Here is a 16,579-nt window from a genome sequence, read left to right as displayed (position 1 = left end):
GTTGTTCCATGAAATAAATCAATTTTTAACCTGTTTCTCTTTTAAGCCATTCTGGTATTCTTCTTCAATCCGTTTTGTTTCTGCCACACTTTCCTGACGCTTTTGTTCTTTTGCAAGGGTTAATGCGATCCGCGGCCATGTAGACAACAACGCCGAAAGCAATGACAAGCCCACCGTAAAGAGAGGCATCAGAACAGGAGAGCCCCTGCATACTGTCTAAGATAATTCCCGTAAATATCTGCGCAATAAAGACCAGTGAGGTCAGCAAAAATGAAGAGAGTTTGGGAACAATGATGTTAAATAACATCACAACCCCCACACCCAGGACTCCGCCAAAATAAATCCAGGGTTGAGACGTTCCGCTTAACGGTGCTCTTTGGACAAGATCACTCCATTTCACGGTGGCTGCGGCGAGCAGTATTGTAATAGGAAGTCCGATCAGATGGTTGATCAGCGCGCCCTGCAGCGCTCCTGTTTTTTCTGCCAGATATGCGTTGATGGTTCTGGATAAGACCACGGATATGCCTGCGGCACACGCAATTCCAATCGCAACGACTGCATTTTCATCATCCAACATCATGAAGATTCCGAGAACTGAAAGACACAGACTGATCAGTGCTGATTGTGGAAACGGTCTTTTCTTCATCCCCAACAAACCCAGTTTATCAATGAACAAGGAGGCAATTGTCTGCCCCAGCAATCCCAGTGCAACGACGCTGGTTATACTCATCGACTCTGCCGCAATACATTGAAATACAGTAGTGCAGACCCCGATCGCTCCGCCCAGATAAATCCATTTTGGATGATGCGTCCACAGTGGCTTTTTTCCTTTTTTCAAAAGGCAGAGAGATGCGGAAGCCGTGCCTGCGATATGAATCAATATGGATGCTGAGAATACGCCATATTGTTTCGATAATTCTCCGTTTATTGAAACCATAATGGCTAATAGTATACCGTTAACCAGCGCTAAAATCGGATACAATTCAGACCACCTCTTTACTTCGAGAATAACAAAATTCTGTTTATCCTGCATAGGACATAGGTCATAGTGCTTTCAAACGCATTCGTATATAATTGATTTGAGGTGATTGATATGGAGAATATACCCCTTACTAAAGCCCATGAAAATAAGCTCGCAGAATATGGCCTGGAAAATGTTCCGCTTCAATCTTGCGGCTGCCTGCGTTTTGCGCCCGGGGAAAATGTTTGTCAAGAAGGTGTTTCCATGCCATGGATCCTCATTGTGATCAGCGGCAGTGCGAAGGTTTGCCGGACAACGCCCGACGGAAAAAGCTTGATTTTGTGTTATTACATTTCTTCCGGTCTGATTGGTGATATTGAACTCATGATGAGACAGAAAAATGCCACAACGACGGTTAAAGCGATCACCGCCCTGGACTGTATCGCCGTGAATTATCCGACATGTGCTGACGAATTATCAGTAAATCTTCGATTTCTTAATTTTTTAGGCGGCGAACTGGCAGCCAAGTTGTCTAAAAGTTCAGATAATTATACATTATCAGCGCTATGTTCCGGCGAGCATCGTCTATGTACGTACATCCTGCAAAATTCGCATAAAAATGTATTTAGTGATATTCTTACTGATGTTTCTGCCTCAGTGGGGATGAGTTATCGGCATTTGTTCCGTATTTTAGGCAAGCTTTGCCGCGATGGAATTCTGGAGAAGAGAGAAAGTGGGTACTACATTCTGAATAACATTGAATTAAAGCGACGTTCCTCTTTTTAAAAGATCGAGCATGATTCATCCCGGCTTCTGTTTCATCGGGTTCTTTTGAGATTGGGCTCTTTTTTAACAGGATGAATAAAAAGTGGGATCTGTCCGAATGAAAGCGCTGTCAATTTCGCAGCTGTGCAGTGCAGTCTTCCTGTAAGAAATAACGAATGAAAATTCTTGAAAAACATTCCTCAAATCGTTCCGAAAAGGTTGCTTTTTTCGGATGGTTTGGTTATAATATATCTGCTTGCATCAGAAGGGAGGGTAAGTATGCCAAGAGTTGTCTTAAAAGAGAACGAAGTATTGGATGACGCATTACGTCGTTTCAAGCGTCAGGTTTCTCGCAACGGAACCCTTGCTGAGGCTCGCAAAAGAGAGTTTTATGTAAAACCAGGCGTCCGTCGTAAATTGAAGTCGGAGGCTGCAAGAAAGGCTAGACGTTCAAAATAAAGAAGCGCAAGCTTCTTTTTTCGTAGGATGAGCTTTTCTGGCTGAAATGAGGACAGGCGGATGATCGCTGAATCCTTGAATCCTCAGTAACGGCCAGCGAAGGATCAAAGGGAAATCCGAAAGCAGTAAATTAAAGAACAGACTGAAATCAAAGCGGATCGGAAAAAGCGATCAGCGCGATGATGCAGGAAAGCATCAGAATGAAGGAGGAGACGGTCACAATGCAAAGTTCAACACAAGCACTCCAGCAGTTTAAGCGGGCCTTAGCACAGGTTTATCAGCAGTGGCGGGATAAGCAATGGGAAATGATGAACATCAAATTGGAGCTGCCGCTGTTTGACGCGCCGGTATGCGCTTCGTTTTTACAGATGGGCGAGGAAACGGTGCTGGAAATCTGTGATGACGACTGGGATCAGCTGGTCGGCAATTCGCTGGCCCAGGAGGATTCCTACCACATGGCGGTTCAGGCGTCGCGGCGGATCATGTGGCGGCCGTTTTGCGCGGAGGAAGCGGAGGTTGCTTTATTTCAGCAGGATGGACTGCAGGTTTTTATCAACGATATTCACTGCGGTCTGCTGGAGGTGCGTCCTTCCTCCCGCTGGATTGAGGAAACCCGGCTGCTCGTTGAAGCGCTGAGCGAAATCCTGGCAGCGTACAACGGTCCGGAAACGACGGATGAACAATGGGTGGAAGCGGCACGATTAAGTGATCAGAGCTGGCGTTTAGTGCCGAAAGAGGGCGCTGTGCGGATCGAAGGTCCAGCCTGTATGATCGACGAAGCGGCAGCCGACAAGCTCAGTCAGCTCAAGCATACGCGGGAAACCGCGCAGCTGGATGTGGTCAGCCTGCTCGATCCGCTGGAAGCGGAACATGGCACTGCGGTGGCGTTTCGGATGTTGGTGCTGGTGTGCTCCAACCGGCATCAGACACATATTGAATTCAGTTTCCGCAAACGGGAAGATTTGTGCACAGCATTGGTAGAAGCCCTGCGTGAATTTATCCTGATCGCCGGGATTCCTGCCCGCCTGCAGGTCAACCACGGGCTGTATGAATTCATTCTGGCCGATCTGGCGCAGCGGCTGGGAATCCGGATCGTTCATGTGGAGAATCTGATTCTGACGGAACAGCTCAGCGAAGAACTGGCGGCCGCCCTGTCGCCGCTGACAACTCCCGAGTCAATGAATTAGCGCGCTTTCGCCTCGTTGTCATTTTGATCTGACAGGATCATAACGCCTCAGCGTCCCTTTGCGGACGCTTTTTTCATGTTTGCCTGTGCTGGCGCATAACCTACATCAGAGGAAGGAGTGTGCGCGATGATCACAGTCAGTGAAAAACAGGCCATGATCGAAGACTTCGAGCGGCTGATCCTCGTCAGCCCCGAACAAATTATCACCGAGTCCAAACAGGGCAGAATGATCGTCGAAGGCAGCGGCCTTCATATCCGGGTGTTCAGCGCCGACGAAATCATTCTTTCCGGGCAGATCAGGCGGGTGAAGTTCGATGCGGAATAGACTGCCTTTTCTGTTCGGCATGGACTGCTGGCGGCTGAAAATACCGCTGACGTTTTTTCTCAATCAATGTCTGCGCCAGGATATCGAGGTCATGGAACTCAAGCAGACCCCGGAAGGGCTGGTTTTCTGGACGCCGGTGACGAGCCGGCGGCGGATCACCGGTTTGTTTCAGGACGCGGAATGTTTGCGGACCAGCGGCGTCACCGGTTTTTTGCTGCACCAGTTCCAGCAGCCGCTGCGGTTGTTTTCTGTTGCGCTGGCGGCGGCGCTGTGGATGTTTTATTCCCATTGCATTGTTCAGGTCAGCGTAACCGGAACGGATCCAACCCTGCAGCGCCAGATCGAGCAGCAGCTGGCGGAGAACGGCTATGCCGCGCCGTTTTTCACCGCCGATCAGAATCTGGCGGAAACGATTGAATTTCTGATCAAGGAAAGCTTTGAGGACCGGTTGGGCTGGACTGAGGTCATTCGCACAGGCTCGCGGCTGCAGCTTCAGTTTACGGATAAGGAATACGTTGAAACTCCGCAGCTGACCAACGATCCGATTTATGCGCAGAAGGAAGGCATGGTTGTGCGTTTTGACGTTCAGCATGGGGAGAAAAAGGTAAAAATCAACCAGATCGTTCACCCCGGGGATCTGTTGATCGACAATGAACTGAAAGATGCCTTTGAGGTGCCTCAACCGCTCTATGTCAAGGGCAAGGTTTACGGCTACACCTGGTACACCGTGGAAAGCTCGCTGTCAGATGCACCGGATTTCCCGCTGCATGACGCGCTGGCGTTTTTTCGTCTGTTGATGGACTGCCGCAGTCAGATCGCTGAGCAGCTGCAGGAGGATGAGAAAATTATCAAAGAAAATGTTTTACTTTTTGACAGGAATGCGGGTACAATAACGATGAAGATCCACTATACGTTACTGGAGGATCTGACACGACCTTAAATTCGAGGAGGAAAACCATGACCTATGTCCTGTCGATGGAACATCTGAGCGCGTCGGAAGCGGCTGATTTGATCGGCTACCAGGACCGCAACCTGAACTGCTTATGCGAACTGTATGGGGCGGAGATTGTCTTCCGCGACAATCAGTTTACGATCCGCTGCCAGGATCCCGAAGCGGTGGCGGAGATTCTGCAGGAAATGCTGAAGATGATCCGGCGTTCCCAACAGATCAGCGAGCAGGAAATCCGATACTTAGTCCGCACGCAGCGCAAGCAGCAGGCGGTCGATCTGGGCGATCTGAAGTCCAAGGTGCTGGCCCGCACCCATAGCGGCAAGGCGATATCGCCGAAAACCGAGGGTCAACGCAGCTTTATCGAAGCGATGGAAAAGAAAACGATTGTCTTCGCGGTCGGCCCCGCCGGCACGGGCAAGACCTATTTAGCTGTGGCCTACGCCGTCAGTATGCTGAAGAAAGGTGAGATTCACCGGATCATTCTGACCCGGCCCGCAGTGGAAGCGGGGGAGAGCCTGGGATTTCTGCCCGGCGATCTGAAGGAAAAAGTCGATCCGTATTTACGCCCGCTGTATGACGCGCTGCATGATCTGATGGGTGCGGAAACGACAGAGAAGCTGATCGAAAAAGGCACGATTGAGATCGCACCGCTGGCTTATATGCGCGGGCGGACGCTGGATGATGCCGTGATTATTCTGGACGAAGCGCAGAACACGACGCCGGCCCAGATGAAAATGTTTTTAACCCGGCTGGGCTTTCAGTCGCGGATGATCATCACCGGCGATGTGACGCAGGTGGATCTGCCGAAATCCCAGCGCAGCGGTCTGATGGACGCCGTCGGCCTGTTGAAAGGAATTGAGGAAATCGGCGTACTGCAGCTGTCCAGCGACGATGTCGTACGGCATCCGCTGGTGCAGAAAATCATTGACCGCTATGGTGAAAAGGGGGAATAGAGCATGCCGCGGATTCTTTTAATTGAGGATGAGGACAGCATCCGCCACCTGATCAGCTACGATTTGAAAAACGCCGGGTTTGACGTCACCGGCTGCTCAGACGGCGCCAGCGCCCGGGAAAAGGGGCTGAACGAAAGCTTTGATATCATGATCATCGACTGGATGCTGCCGGAAATCAGCGGGATTGAGCTGGTGCGGCTGTTCCGCGGCAAAGGCATTGACAGCGTCATGATGATGCTGACGGCGAAGGATGAGGAAGAAGACATTCTGGAAGCCTTCGAGGCCGGCGTCGACGATTACATCACTAAACCATTTTCCCCGCGCGAGCTTCTGGCGCGGATTCAGGCCCATGTCAAACGGATCGTCAAGACAAGCCGGAGGGTGCTGGAAATGGGTGGTCTAACGATGGATCTGGGAAGCCGGGAAGTGTCGGTCAACGGTCAGCCGGTCAGCCTGACGAAAAAGGAATTTGAGCTGCTGGAATATCTGCTGCGCAATCCGCAGATCGTTTTATCCCGCGACAACATCCTCAACGAGATCTGGGATTTTGATTACGACGGGGATACCCGGATCGTTGACGTCCACATTTTCAAGCTGCGCAATAAACTGCAGGGCAGCGGCGTGAAGATTGCCTCCCTGCGCGGGGTCGGCTATAAACTTGAAGTTCAGGCATAAACGGCGGAGGCAGGCATGAAAACGAGTGAAGCTCTAATTCTGATCGTCACTGTCGCGGGTCTGGCGCTGTTCTGTGCCCAGGGCTTATTGGAAGCCTGGAGCGCCCTGGTCTTGCTCGGACTGGTCGCAATGGCGCTGCTGTGGCACAGTCAGGATACGCTGCGCGAAACGATGCGGACGAAAGAACAGACGTTAAAAACGCAGGTTCGCAGCTCGGCCAAGGATGCTTCGCTGAAGCAGCAGCAGATCATGACGATCCTGACGAATATTCCTTCTCCCTTAGCCATGATGGATTCCTATGGTCATCTGATTTTATACAATGAAGGATTCAGCCGGTTTCTGAGCGAAGAGGGTGAGGAAGAATTCACGTATCGCGACGAGCGGATTGCTCCTGAGGTGCAGTTGTTTCTGAAGGAAGCGTATTTGAGCGAGAATGCGATCGTGCGCAATCTGTGCTATAACCACGTCGACTTCCAATGCCTGTCCGTTCCGATTCAGGAGAACGGCCGGTTTACCGGATGTCTGTTGGTGTTTCAGGATATTACGCAGGCGATGGAAAAGGAACGGATGCAGAAACGCTTCATCGCCGATGCGTCGCATGAGCTGAAAACACCGATTGCGGCAATCAAAGGGATGATAGAAATTCTGAACCGGGATGATTTTGACGATCCCAAGACGATGAAGGATTTTCATATCCAGATTGAAAAGGAAACGAAGCGGCTGGAAATGATAGTCGCCGATCTGTTGAAGCTGTCGCGCTTATCTATGAGTACGCTGGCGCTGGAGCTGTCGCCCTGTGAGATCAGCGGGTTGTTTGACAGTCTGATTAAGGAGGCAGCGCCGCAGGCAAAAAGTCAGGGCGTGATCGTGGAGGCAGAGGATCAAACCCATGAAACGTTCTGGCTGGATGAACAGAAAATTCATCAGGCGCTGGCCAATTTATTGAACAATGCGCTGGCGCACAGCCAGCCTGAGCATATCCGCATGCAGGCGCGGCGCCAGGATCATTGGCTGGTGCTGACGGTCAGCGATGACGGCTGCGGGATTGACGCCAAACATCTGGATCGGATTTTTGAGCGCTTTTACCGGGTAGATAAATCCCGGTCCCGAGCCAGCGGGGGCAGCGGTTTGGGGCTGGCGATCGTCAAGGCGATCGTGAGCGCGCATCAGGGCGAGATTGAGGTTGACAGCGAGGTTGGCCGCGGAAGCCGCTTCGTCATCCGGCTGCCGGTTCGTTCTGACGCGGCGGATCACCCTTCGCCTGCGGAACATTCCTCACGCCCTCCAGAACCTTCGCCGCAGAATACAAACGCCGGCGCTTCAAGCTGAAAGCCAGCCAGAAAGATCGTCCTCAGTCAGGGATTCCCTGGCTTTTTTTTGTGCTTGTTTTTCGTTGGGAGCGGTGGATGGGAAAAAAAGGAATGTCCTGACAGGAAGCCTCCGTTTTTCAGCCTTGATTCATGATTTGGCAGCCAGCCTGCCGGCTGAAAGATGTTTTTCCATGTGGGGGAACAGAGAAAGGACAATGCTTTGGGTAATTTATTTTTTAACCGTTTCTTAACGCAAGCTTCATTTTCTGTTAATCGTAGCGCGGTAAACTGGGAACTGTTCAAGAAAGGGATGAATGAAATGAAGAAATTATTTGTATTCGTACTGACAGCGCTGCTTGTCGCTGGCTGCAGCACAGCACCCAAGACAGATCCAACAGAGGGAGGAACAGCTACGCCGTCAGCGTCCGCAGCCATCAACGTCTATACCCGCGACGCGACTTCCGGTACGCGGGAAGCGTTTGAAAAAGCTGGAGATTTTGCGGAACAGCTGACGTCCTCCGCGATTGAAGTTTCCAGCAACGGCGATATGGCGACCAAGGTCGGAGCGGATGAAAACGGCATCGGTTATGTGTCGCTGTCCACGGATTTTGCGGCCAACGGCGTGAAGCCGCTGAACTTTGAAGGCGTGGCGCCGAGCGAAGCGACGGTTCTGGACGGAACCTATGGGATGCAGCGTCCGTTTGCCTTCACAACCCGGGCTGCCGGCGATTATGAAAGTGCGGAGAAAGAACAGCTGATCGCGGCGTTCTTAGACTTCCTGCAGAATTCCACAGAAGGCATGCTGGTGGTGGAAAAGGCCGGCGGCGTTGTCGATAAGAGCCAGGGGAAAGCCTGGGCGGAACTGGCGGCGAATCATCCGATCGTCAACGAAGACAACTCGGCGATCACAATCGCGACCTGCGGTTCGACATCCGTGGAGAAAACGCTGAAAGCTGCGCTGGAAGCGTTCCAGCCGTTGGCGGGTAACTTCCAGTTCACGATGAACCAGACCGGTTCGGGCGACGGCTACAAGCGCGTCCTCGGTTCAGAAAAAGACGGTGCTAACCGCGCGGATATCGGCTTTGCTTCGCGGGCTTTCAAAAGCGGCGAGGAAGACACATCGGCGGCGATGGCCTCAGGCCAGTATTGCATTGATGCGGTGGTGACGATTGTCAATGAAGCGAATACGGCCGTTGCCAATCTGACGCAGGCTCAGGTTCACGATATCTTTACCGGCACGGTGACGTCCTGGGATCAGATTCAGTAATTTGTAAACGGGATGCGACCGCTTCCCCGGCTAGTTTGCCGGCGGAGCGGTTTCGTTTCGAAGGAAGGATGAGGTTATGGAAAGCAATCTGAAAGCGAGAATCCGCCCCGGCCAGGCCCGGCGTAAGCAGAGAACGGACCGGACGGTCAGAGCCGTTTTCTTTCTGGCGGCGCTGATTTCCGGCAGCTGTATCGTGCTGATCACGCTGTTTATTCTGATGAAAGGAATCCAGCCGTTTTTACCTGGCTATGCCTATGGCTCCATATCGCTGAAAGATTTCCTGTTAGGAACGTTGTGGCGGCAGGATCAGGGCGTCTACGGCGTTGGATTTATCGTGATCAATACGCTGATCTCCGCTTTTGGAGCGCTGCTGCTGGCCTTTCCCATCGCGGTGCTGACGGCGCTGTTCATCGTCAAGATCGCACCCAAGCCGGTTAAACCATTGATGAAAACGGTGGTGGAATTGCTCGCGTCGATTCCCAGCGTCGTCTACGGCGTCTTTGCGGCCGGGGTGATTACGTCGCTGGTGAAAGGGCTGGCGTCGCTGGCGGGGGTCAGTACAGCCGGGGGCAGTTCGCTGCTTGCGGTGATCCTGTTATTGGCGATCATGATCTTCCCGACGATCACCTCGCTGGCGGTGACGGCCATCGAAGCGGTCGATCCGGATCTGGAGCTGGGTTCACTGGCTTTGGGAGCGAGTGCGACGCAGACCCATTTCAAAGTTGTCCTGGCCAGCGCCAAGTCAGGGATTTTCGCCGGAGCAATTCTGGGGCTGGGCCGGGCGTTTGGCGAAGCGACAGCGGTCGCGATGGTGGCCGGCAACAAGCTGTTCGGCCCGACGTTCAACCTGTTCGACATCACCCGCACGCTGACATCGACAATGCTGGCGGGATTGAAGGAAACAACCGGACTGGATTACGATATCCGGTTCTCCGTCGGTCTGGTGCTGATGGTCGTGATCCTTTTGTCGAATCTCAGTCTGAACTGGATGAAGAAGAAAGTGGGGAATGGACAGTGAAAACCAATCGAATGCCGCGTGTGATCAGCGATCGTTTTCTGCAGCTGCTGACAGTGCTGAGCGCAGCGCTGGCCGTTGTGGTGCTGACCAGTCTGTTCGTGTATATTTTCAGTCATGGTCTGTCCTTGATCAACGCGGATCTGCTGCGCAGCGATTACTGGTCCCTCAGCAAGATCGTGGCTTTGGATGAATCACGCAATCAGCCCGGGAGCTATCCGCGACCGGAAAAGCTCGGTGCTGAGGTGGCGTGGAGCGAAAAGTGGGGTGTGGGCTTTGTCGACCATCTTTCCCATGAAAAGAAACAGCTTGTTCTGATCGAAGCCGTGGCGGAGAATTCGCCGCTGACGTCGGCTGTGGATACCAGCGCCGGGGCGAACCAGGGGAAACCGGTCGCCATGAGCGCCGGGCTGCAGGTGGAAAAAATTGATTTTACCGACGCTTCCGGAACAGCGGACTTCACCGGTATGCTCGCTTCCGCAAGCGCTGCTGAAGTAGTGGAAACATTGGATCGGTCAGCGGCGAAGCTGACGTCAATGTTTATCAAGACACCGGGCGGGGGCATCCGCGGATCGCTGGTGAGCACCGCGTACTTAATTCTGGTATCGCTGCTGATCGCGCTGCCGATCGGCATTGCCAGTGCTGTCTATTTAAGTGAAATGGCTAAAAAAAACAAAGTGAACGCCGCGATCCGCACCGGGATTGAAACGCTGACCGGCGTCCCTTCGATCGTTTATGGTTTAATGGGCGTCAGCGTGTTGTTTCCGATCACCGCGGCCATGGGGGCAAAGACGACGAATATTCTGCTGGGCGCGCTGACGATGGCGATCATCCTTTTGCCGACGATCATCCGCTCGACTGAAGAAGCGCTGCGGGTTGTACCTCAGGGTCTGCGCGACGCGTCGTTGTCGTTAGGTGCAAGCCAGACTCAGACGATATTCAAGATCACGCTGCCCTGTGCGATGCCGGGTATTCTCAGCGGGATTCTGTTAAGCATCGGCCGGGTAGTCGGCGAATCGGCGGCGCTGATCTATACGATGGGCACCTTTATTAACGATCAGCCAGGCTTGTTGAAGCAAGGCACTTCACTGGCCGTTCACATCTGGTCGGTGATGTCGGGCGAGCAGCCTAACTTTGAACTGGCCTGCGCGATCTCAATCATCATTCTGATCTTTGTGCTGATCTTGAATCTGACGGTCAAGCTGCTTTCGCGGCGGCTGCAGAAAAGCTTCCGCTAGAAAGGAATCGTTATGGAAACTTGTTTTGAAGTAAAAGATTTGAATTTATATTATGGTGAAAAACAGGCGCTGAAACAGCTGAATCTGACGATCGGCAAGAACCGGGTCACCGCGCTGATCGGTCCTTCGGGGTGTGGCAAATCGACGTTTCTGCGGTGTCTGAACCGGATGAACGATCTGATTGAAAATTGCCGGATCAGCGGTGAAATCCGCCTGTTAGGCGAGAATATTTATGATTCAAAAACCAACGTCGTCCAGCTGCGCACGGAGGTCGGAATGGTGTTTCAGAAGCCAAACCCGTTTCCGATGTCGATCTATGACAACATCGCTTACGGTCCCCGTTGTCAGGGAATCCGCGATAAGAAAGTGCTGGACGGCGTTGTGGAACACTCGCTGAAATCGGCGGCGCTGTGGGAGGAGGTCAAGGACCGTCTGCACGACTCGGCGCTGGCGCTCTCGGGCGGTCAGCAGCAGCGGTTGTGCATCGCCCGGGCGATCGCGATGGAACCGGAGGTCATTCTGATGGATGAGCCGACCTCTGCGCTGGATCCGATTGCGACAGCGAAGATCGAAGAGCTGATCGAGCAGCTGAAGACAACCTATACGATCGTCATCGTAACGCACTCGATGCAGCAGGCTTCCCGGGTTTCCGATGATACGGCGTTCTTTCTGCTCGGTGAAATCGTAGAGGCCGACACGACCCGCAAGCTCTTTTCCAAACCGGCAGATCAGCGGACTGAGGATTATATCACCGGCCGGTTCGGCTAGGAATCAGGAGGAATAAGTTATGAAAATGGATGAATCGCTCGCCGCATTCCAGGCTTTGATCCTGCAGATGTACCGCAAGGTGAAAACGATGCACGAGCTGGCGCTGGACATTCTTCGAAGCGGCGATAAGGAGAAAGCGCTGCAGTTAATCTACATGGATGACTTCGTCAATCATCTGGAGGAGGAAATCAACGATCAGGCGCAGACGGTGCTGGCGCTGCTTTCCCCGGTGGCCACGGATCTGCGCAAAGTGATCGCCGGGATTAAAATCGCTTCGGATTTGGAACGGATCGGCGACTACGCCAAGAACATCGCAGACTACGTCATCAAAAAAGGCCCGGCGGAACCTCCGTTTGTCGGCGAACAGGCGGAAGCGATCGGGCGGTTGTTTCTGGCGATGCTGGACGCGGCGATGGACGCCTATCAGAAGGAGGATGTCGCGCAGGCGTATCGGATTCCGCAGCAGGACGAACAGATCAACGATCAGTTTGCCGAGCTGTCCGGACAGATTGAAACCGCCGTTATGCAGGGAATGCAGATGGAACATGTCGTGCCGTTAGTCGCGATGCTGCGCAACTTTGAACGAGCCGGCGATCATACTAAAAATATCTGCGAGCACCTGATCTATCAGGTAAAAGGGCAGCACATTGATTTCGGATGAAGGCCCGTAAGGAATCCCGGCCGCTAAAGCGCGGGATTTTTTTGCTTTCATCAAAAGATAACCCCGCGTCAAGTGGGATTTTGAGATCGTGTCTTACGGGGAACGGGCTTCCGGGTCTTCGCGGGAATTTCTTCGCAGAACATTGACATCCGCGGGTCGGGTTCGTTATACTGAGGGTAAACTCAAGAGGTGAAGACATGAAAAAACTCTTTCTGCTGGGACTGACGTTGGCGCTGATTGCGACGATTGAAGGGTTCCAGTCCAGTGCGCAAAAGCAGATGATGGCGGAAATGCCGCGTTTAAAATGGGCGTCGGCGGGATATGCGTCGGCTTGTTACGAAGTTCAGTTTACCGCGGGACAGCAGGCGCGTCAGCGCGAGCGGATCGCGGAACTGATCGCGGTCGGTCAGGAAAGCGAAGCCAGCGAGGAAGACCGGTTGAATGCCCGCAAGCTGGCGGTGATGGAGGTCAAGCCGGACGCTGAATCCGGGCTGAGCTTTTATTACGGCGGGATGAAAAATCCGCTGCATGATTTGTTTCCGGTTTCCGGAACGCCGCAGATCAGCTTCAACCAGGCGCGGCCGGTCTATTATACGGCTGACCGAAAGGATTTATCGGCGCCGCACATGACGATGATTCAAAGCGCGGACGTTCGGGTCGAACCGTTTTACAACAGCGTGGAACAGACCGGGACTACCGCAACGCTGTGGTTCTTTGCGGAACAGCCGTCGGATTGGATCGCCTTGATTTATCAGCTGCGTCAGGAATTTCCGGACATGACATTCATCAAGCAGCCGATCGCCGTGGACAGCACGGTTTCTGATACGTTGGCGAATCAGCGGTCAGGACAGCTTTTCGGAATTGCCGCCGGAATCACCCTGGCCGCGCTGGCGTTGACGCTGCACGAAGTGCGCCGGCAGAAAAAACAGACGCCTGCGGCTTCCGCCCTGAATATCCTGGGGCGCAGCTGCGGTATGACCGGTCTGATCGCGGTGCTTGAAATCCCGGTTCTGATCATCCTGATCAACCGGCTGCAGGGGGTAGCCTGGAATTACTACACGAATTTCCTGTATACCGATTTGTTTCATCTGTACGGCTGGATCGCGGCGGGCTTTGGATTTTGCGCCGCGGCCGGATGGCTGGCGGCACGCTCTGGCCGGCATTCATAGCCGGTGCATTGCGGGAAGCGCAGGATCTGAGCGGGTCTGGCCGTTATAAAAAGAAACTGGAAAGGTATGAAAAAAAGAAGCTGATTTTCCGGAACGATCCGGTCAAGGCAGCTTCTTTTGTTTGTTTTATCGACGGGATCAGTGATGCTCGAGCACCGGTGCTTCCTTGCTGGAGGAGGCTTCGATCGAACAGCGGGCGATGTTGCAGCAATGGTCGGCCATACGTTCCAGGTTTCCCAGAATATCGCAGTAGACGCTGCCGCCGACAGCCGTTGCGCATTCGTTGCGGGCCATCCGGTCGAAATGTTTCTGCCGGGCTTTGTATTCCAGCAAATCCATGTAATTCTCATCTTCCATCAACGCGGAATACTGCGCGTAGTCTTCATCGCGGTAAATTCCGATCGACGTGTTCAGCATGTGCTTGAACAGCTCAAACATTTCCAGCACGTCTTTTTTCGCACCGTCGCTGAAGTCGTTTTTATCTTCATGCACCATGTCGAAGAATTCGACGAGGTTGACCGACAGGTCGCCGATGCGCTCCAGATTTTTGATGACCTGCAGGTGCAGGTTGAAATCCTGCATATCCCGGTCGTTCAGGTTTTCCTTGGAAACGCTCATCAGGTAATTGGTGATCTTGGTGTCGATGGAATTGATCAGATCCTCGGTCTGATTGACGAGTTCCTTCTCATCGGAACCGCCGCGCGTATTCATGAAGTCGCGGGCTTTGTCGACCGCGGCATCGACGACTGTGCTCATTTTCAGAACGGCCTGTTTGGCAATGGCCAGCGCAGCGGTCGGCATCTGATGCGCGATCCCGGCGTCCATGTCGTCGAGGTTGATTTCAATCCGCTCCGGTTCGTTGCCCGGAATCAGCTTCTTGATGAAATTGCACATGACGTTCAGCAGCGGCAGATAAACGATGACGCCGACGATCTTAAATAAGATATGCACGACGGCGATCTGCATCATTGGCGGGATCAGCAGCAGATCGGAGATCCAGGTGATGAACTGAATGTAAAACGGCAGGAAGATCATGCCGATCGTCGCCGCGATCACGTTGAACAGCGTATGCAGACCGGCGGTTCGTTTCGCCGCCAGACTGCCGCCGATCGCCGCAAACACGCCGGTGACGGTCGTACCGATGCAGGCTCCGAAGACAAACGGCATCGCCGCGTTCAGGGTCATCGCCCCGGATTCATATAATTTCTGGACGACGCCGATCGTCGCGGCCGAGCCCTGGATCAGTCCGGTCAGCACCGTGCCGGCCAGTAAGCCCAGCAGCGGTTTTTCCGACATCACCTTGGCAAATTCGATGAAGGCTGGCAGATCCTTCAGCATTTTCAGCGAGTCGCCCATGATCTTCAGACCATAGAACATCAGACCGAAGCCGAGGATGATATCGCCGATGTAGCGGGTTTTCTTTTTCTTGCCAAACGAGATGATCATGCCGCCGATGAACACGAAGTACATTGCGAACTGCTCGACCTTCAAGCCGATCAGAAACGCCGTCATCGTCGTTCCGATGTTGGCGCCCACGACGACCCCGGCCGCCTGTTCCAGCTTCATTAATCCCGCGCGGACCAGACCGATGGTGATCGCGGTCGCGGCTGAGGAAGACTGCACGACGATGGTGACGACAATGCCGACCAGCACGGCCATTAATGGATTGGACGTATATTTGTCGATGTATTCCCGGAGCTTATGACCGGCGACATTTTTTAAGCCGTCGCCCATAAACTTGATGCCAAACAAAAACAGCGCAAATCCGCCGAGGATCATGTCCCACGAGATATCTCCCAGCGTGATCATTTCCGTCGCTACGATATTCATTTGTTTTTCTCTCTTTCCTGTTTCTTCTCTTTTCTTCTCTTGATTCACGTTTATTTTAACAGAATCATTACGAAGTTTTAACACAAATTTAACATTTCCAGACAAAATCTGACAAACTTGCGATTTCAGCGCTTCCCAACTTGTGAAAGAAAACGGGAAAAGCCGTTTGTTTTCGGTCGAAAAGAGGCAGAATATGCTATAATAGCAATGCAAAATCAAGAGGTGAAGATGATGATAACCTGTACGTTTGTCAACAAGACAAGGGAAAAGCAATGGAAAGAAAACTATCCGGATTTCCAGCGGATCGCCGAGCATGCGCTGGAGGTCTTAAACAAGCAGGGCGACTATACCATTTCAGTGATTTTCGTGAAGTCCCGCAAAATCCATGAGATCAACCGCGATTACCGGCAGGTCGACCGGCCGACGGACGTGATTTCGTTTGCGGCATGTGATGATCAGGATGAATTTGAGCTGATCGAGGAAGCGGAAGTCGAACTGGGCGATATTTTTATCAACGTGGAAGCCGCGATCAGTCAGGCCGAGGAATATGGCCATTCGCTGCGGCGGGAAATTTGTTTCCTGTTTACGCACGGGCTGCTGCACTGCTTCGGCTACGACCACATGCAGCCGGATGAGGAAAAGGTCATGTTCGATCTGCAGCATGAAATTCTGGATCCGCTGGTGCCGAGGGCGTAAATGCGCGCGCTGATCAAAAAATTCAAGCCGGCGCTGAACGGACTGATTCTGGCGGCGCAGGACCGCAGCGTGGCGATTCAGCTGGGCTTTGCGGTGCTGGCCGGACTGGCCGGGATGGGACTGGGCTTCGTCTTTTGGGAATGGGCGCTTGTGATTACGCTGGCGGCCCTGGTCATCACAGCGGAGATTTTGAACACCGCGATCGAGCGGCTGTGCGACTTTGTTCAGCCCAAGCAGGATGCCCGCATTAAAACGATAAAAGATCTGGCGGCGGGCGCTGTGCTGTGCGCATCCCTGGCGGCGCTGATCGTCGGGGGGATGATCGTCATCCGCCATCTAATAAGATAGA

18 protein-coding genes are annotated in these 16,579 nt (G+C 53.1%); 16 read left to right on the top strand and 2 right to left on the bottom strand.

Annotated features, from left to right (window positions below):
- Positions 1-64: 64 nt before the first annotated feature.
- Positions 65-982, bottom strand: coding sequence for a DMT family transporter (locus tag I2G61_RS01415; protein ID WP_072683494.1), 918 nt, complete (start codon positions 980-982; stop codon positions 65-67).
- 111 nt (positions 983-1,093) lie between these two features.
- Here I2G61_RS01415 and I2G61_RS01410 point away from each other — a divergent pair, with 111 nt between their 5' ends.
- The 14 genes from I2G61_RS01410 (at position 1,094) to I2G61_RS01345 (ending at position 13,704) form a co-directional block, all read left to right on the top strand.
- A complete protein-coding gene (locus tag I2G61_RS01410) occupies positions 1,094-1,747 on the top strand; it encodes a cyclic nucleotide-binding domain-containing protein (protein ID WP_072683493.1) in 654 nt (217 codons plus the stop codon).
- Between the two features lie 258 nt (positions 1,748-2,005).
- Entirely contained in the window at positions 2,006-2,185 is a 180-nt protein-coding gene (gene rpsU / locus I2G61_RS01405) for a 30S ribosomal protein S21 (RefSeq protein WP_020223152.1), read from the top strand.
- Between the two features lie 221 nt (positions 2,186-2,406).
- A complete protein-coding gene (locus I2G61_RS01400) occupies positions 2,407-3,372 on the top strand; it encodes a hypothetical protein (RefSeq protein ID WP_139248548.1) in 966 nt (321 codons plus the stop codon).
- A gap of 126 nt (positions 3,373-3,498) precedes the next feature.
- A complete protein-coding gene (locus I2G61_RS01395; RefSeq protein ID WP_006060198.1) occupies positions 3,499-3,696 on the top strand; it encodes a YabP/YqfC family sporulation protein in 198 nt (65 codons plus the stop codon).
- On the top strand, positions 3,686-4,636 hold the full coding sequence (locus I2G61_RS01390) for a sporulation protein YqfD (RefSeq protein WP_072683491.1): 951 nt from the start codon (positions 3,686-3,688) through the stop codon (positions 4,634-4,636). The genes I2G61_RS01395 and I2G61_RS01390 overlap by 11 nt, the downstream gene beginning before the upstream one ends.
- Positions 4,637-4,653: 17 nt before the next feature.
- On the top strand, positions 4,654-5,601 hold the full coding sequence (locus tag I2G61_RS01385) for a PhoH family protein (RefSeq protein WP_072683490.1): 948 nt from the start codon (positions 4,654-4,656) through the stop codon (positions 5,599-5,601).
- A 3-nt stretch (positions 5,602-5,604) separates the two neighbouring features.
- Positions 5,605-6,276 carry a response regulator transcription factor gene (locus tag I2G61_RS01380; protein ID WP_072683489.1) on the top strand — a complete coding sequence of 224 codons (672 nt, stop codon included), beginning with the start codon at positions 5,605-5,607 and terminating at the stop codon, positions 6,274-6,276.
- Between the two features lie 15 nt (positions 6,277-6,291).
- Positions 6,292-7,605, top strand: a complete 1,314-nt coding sequence (locus tag I2G61_RS01375; protein WP_195547795.1) for an ATP-binding protein — start codon at positions 6,292-6,294, stop codon at positions 7,603-7,605.
- 300 nt (positions 7,606-7,905) lie between these two features.
- Complete coding sequence (locus tag I2G61_RS01370) at positions 7,906-8,853, top strand: substrate-binding domain-containing protein (RefSeq protein WP_195547794.1); 948 nt, start codon at positions 7,906-7,908, stop codon at positions 8,851-8,853.
- 76 nt (positions 8,854-8,929) lie between these two features.
- The gene (pstC, locus tag I2G61_RS01365; protein ID WP_195547793.1) at positions 8,930-9,871 is read left to right on the top strand and encodes a phosphate ABC transporter permease subunit PstC; all 942 of its coding nucleotides are present in this window, start codon (positions 8,930-8,932) and stop codon (positions 9,869-9,871) included.
- On the top strand, positions 9,868-11,106 hold the full coding sequence (gene pstA / locus I2G61_RS01360; RefSeq protein ID WP_295770435.1) for a phosphate ABC transporter permease PstA: 1,239 nt from the start codon (positions 9,868-9,870) through the stop codon (positions 11,104-11,106). Before pstC ends, pstA begins: the two co-directional genes overlap by 4 nt.
- Before the next feature lie 12 nt (positions 11,107-11,118).
- Positions 11,119-11,874 carry a phosphate ABC transporter ATP-binding protein PstB gene (gene pstB / locus I2G61_RS01355; RefSeq protein WP_072683484.1) on the top strand — a complete coding sequence of 252 codons (756 nt, stop codon included), beginning with the start codon at positions 11,119-11,121 and terminating at the stop codon, positions 11,872-11,874.
- Between the two features lie 19 nt (positions 11,875-11,893).
- Positions 11,894-12,535, top strand: coding sequence for a phosphate signaling complex protein PhoU (gene phoU, locus I2G61_RS01350; protein WP_006060209.1), 642 nt, complete (start codon positions 11,894-11,896; stop codon positions 12,533-12,535).
- A gap of 197 nt (positions 12,536-12,732) precedes the next feature.
- Complete coding sequence (locus I2G61_RS01345; protein WP_195547792.1) at positions 12,733-13,704, top strand: hypothetical protein; 972 nt, start codon at positions 12,733-12,735, stop codon at positions 13,702-13,704.
- Positions 13,705-13,842: 138 nt separating this feature from the next.
- On the opposite strand, the gene I2G61_RS01340 is transcribed toward I2G61_RS01345, so the two are convergent.
- The gene (locus tag I2G61_RS01340; RefSeq protein WP_117892616.1) at positions 13,843-15,534 is read right to left on the bottom strand and encodes a Na/Pi cotransporter family protein; all 1,692 of its coding nucleotides are present in this window, start codon (positions 15,532-15,534) and stop codon (positions 13,843-13,845) included.
- Positions 15,535-15,768: 234 nt separating this feature from the next.
- Here I2G61_RS01340 and ybeY point away from each other — a divergent pair, with 234 nt between their 5' ends.
- Both ybeY and I2G61_RS01330 read left to right on the top strand, forming a co-directional pair.
- On the top strand, positions 15,769-16,230 hold the full coding sequence (gene ybeY / locus I2G61_RS01335; protein ID WP_369802540.1) for an rRNA maturation RNase YbeY: 462 nt from the start codon (positions 15,769-15,771) through the stop codon (positions 16,228-16,230).
- Entirely contained in the window at positions 16,231-16,578 is a 348-nt protein-coding gene (locus I2G61_RS01330) for a diacylglycerol kinase (RefSeq protein ID WP_072683479.1), read from the top strand.
- Position 16,579 lies beyond the last annotated feature (1 nt).

This window comes from Holdemania sp. 1001095H_141210_F2, assembly GCF_015558105.1.
Taxonomy (GTDB): domain Bacteria; phylum Bacillota_I; class Bacilli_A; order Erysipelotrichales; family Erysipelotrichaceae; genus Holdemania.
The sequence above is the reverse complement of the archived record's forward strand: the minus strand, read 5'-3'. Positions and strand labels throughout refer to the sequence as shown.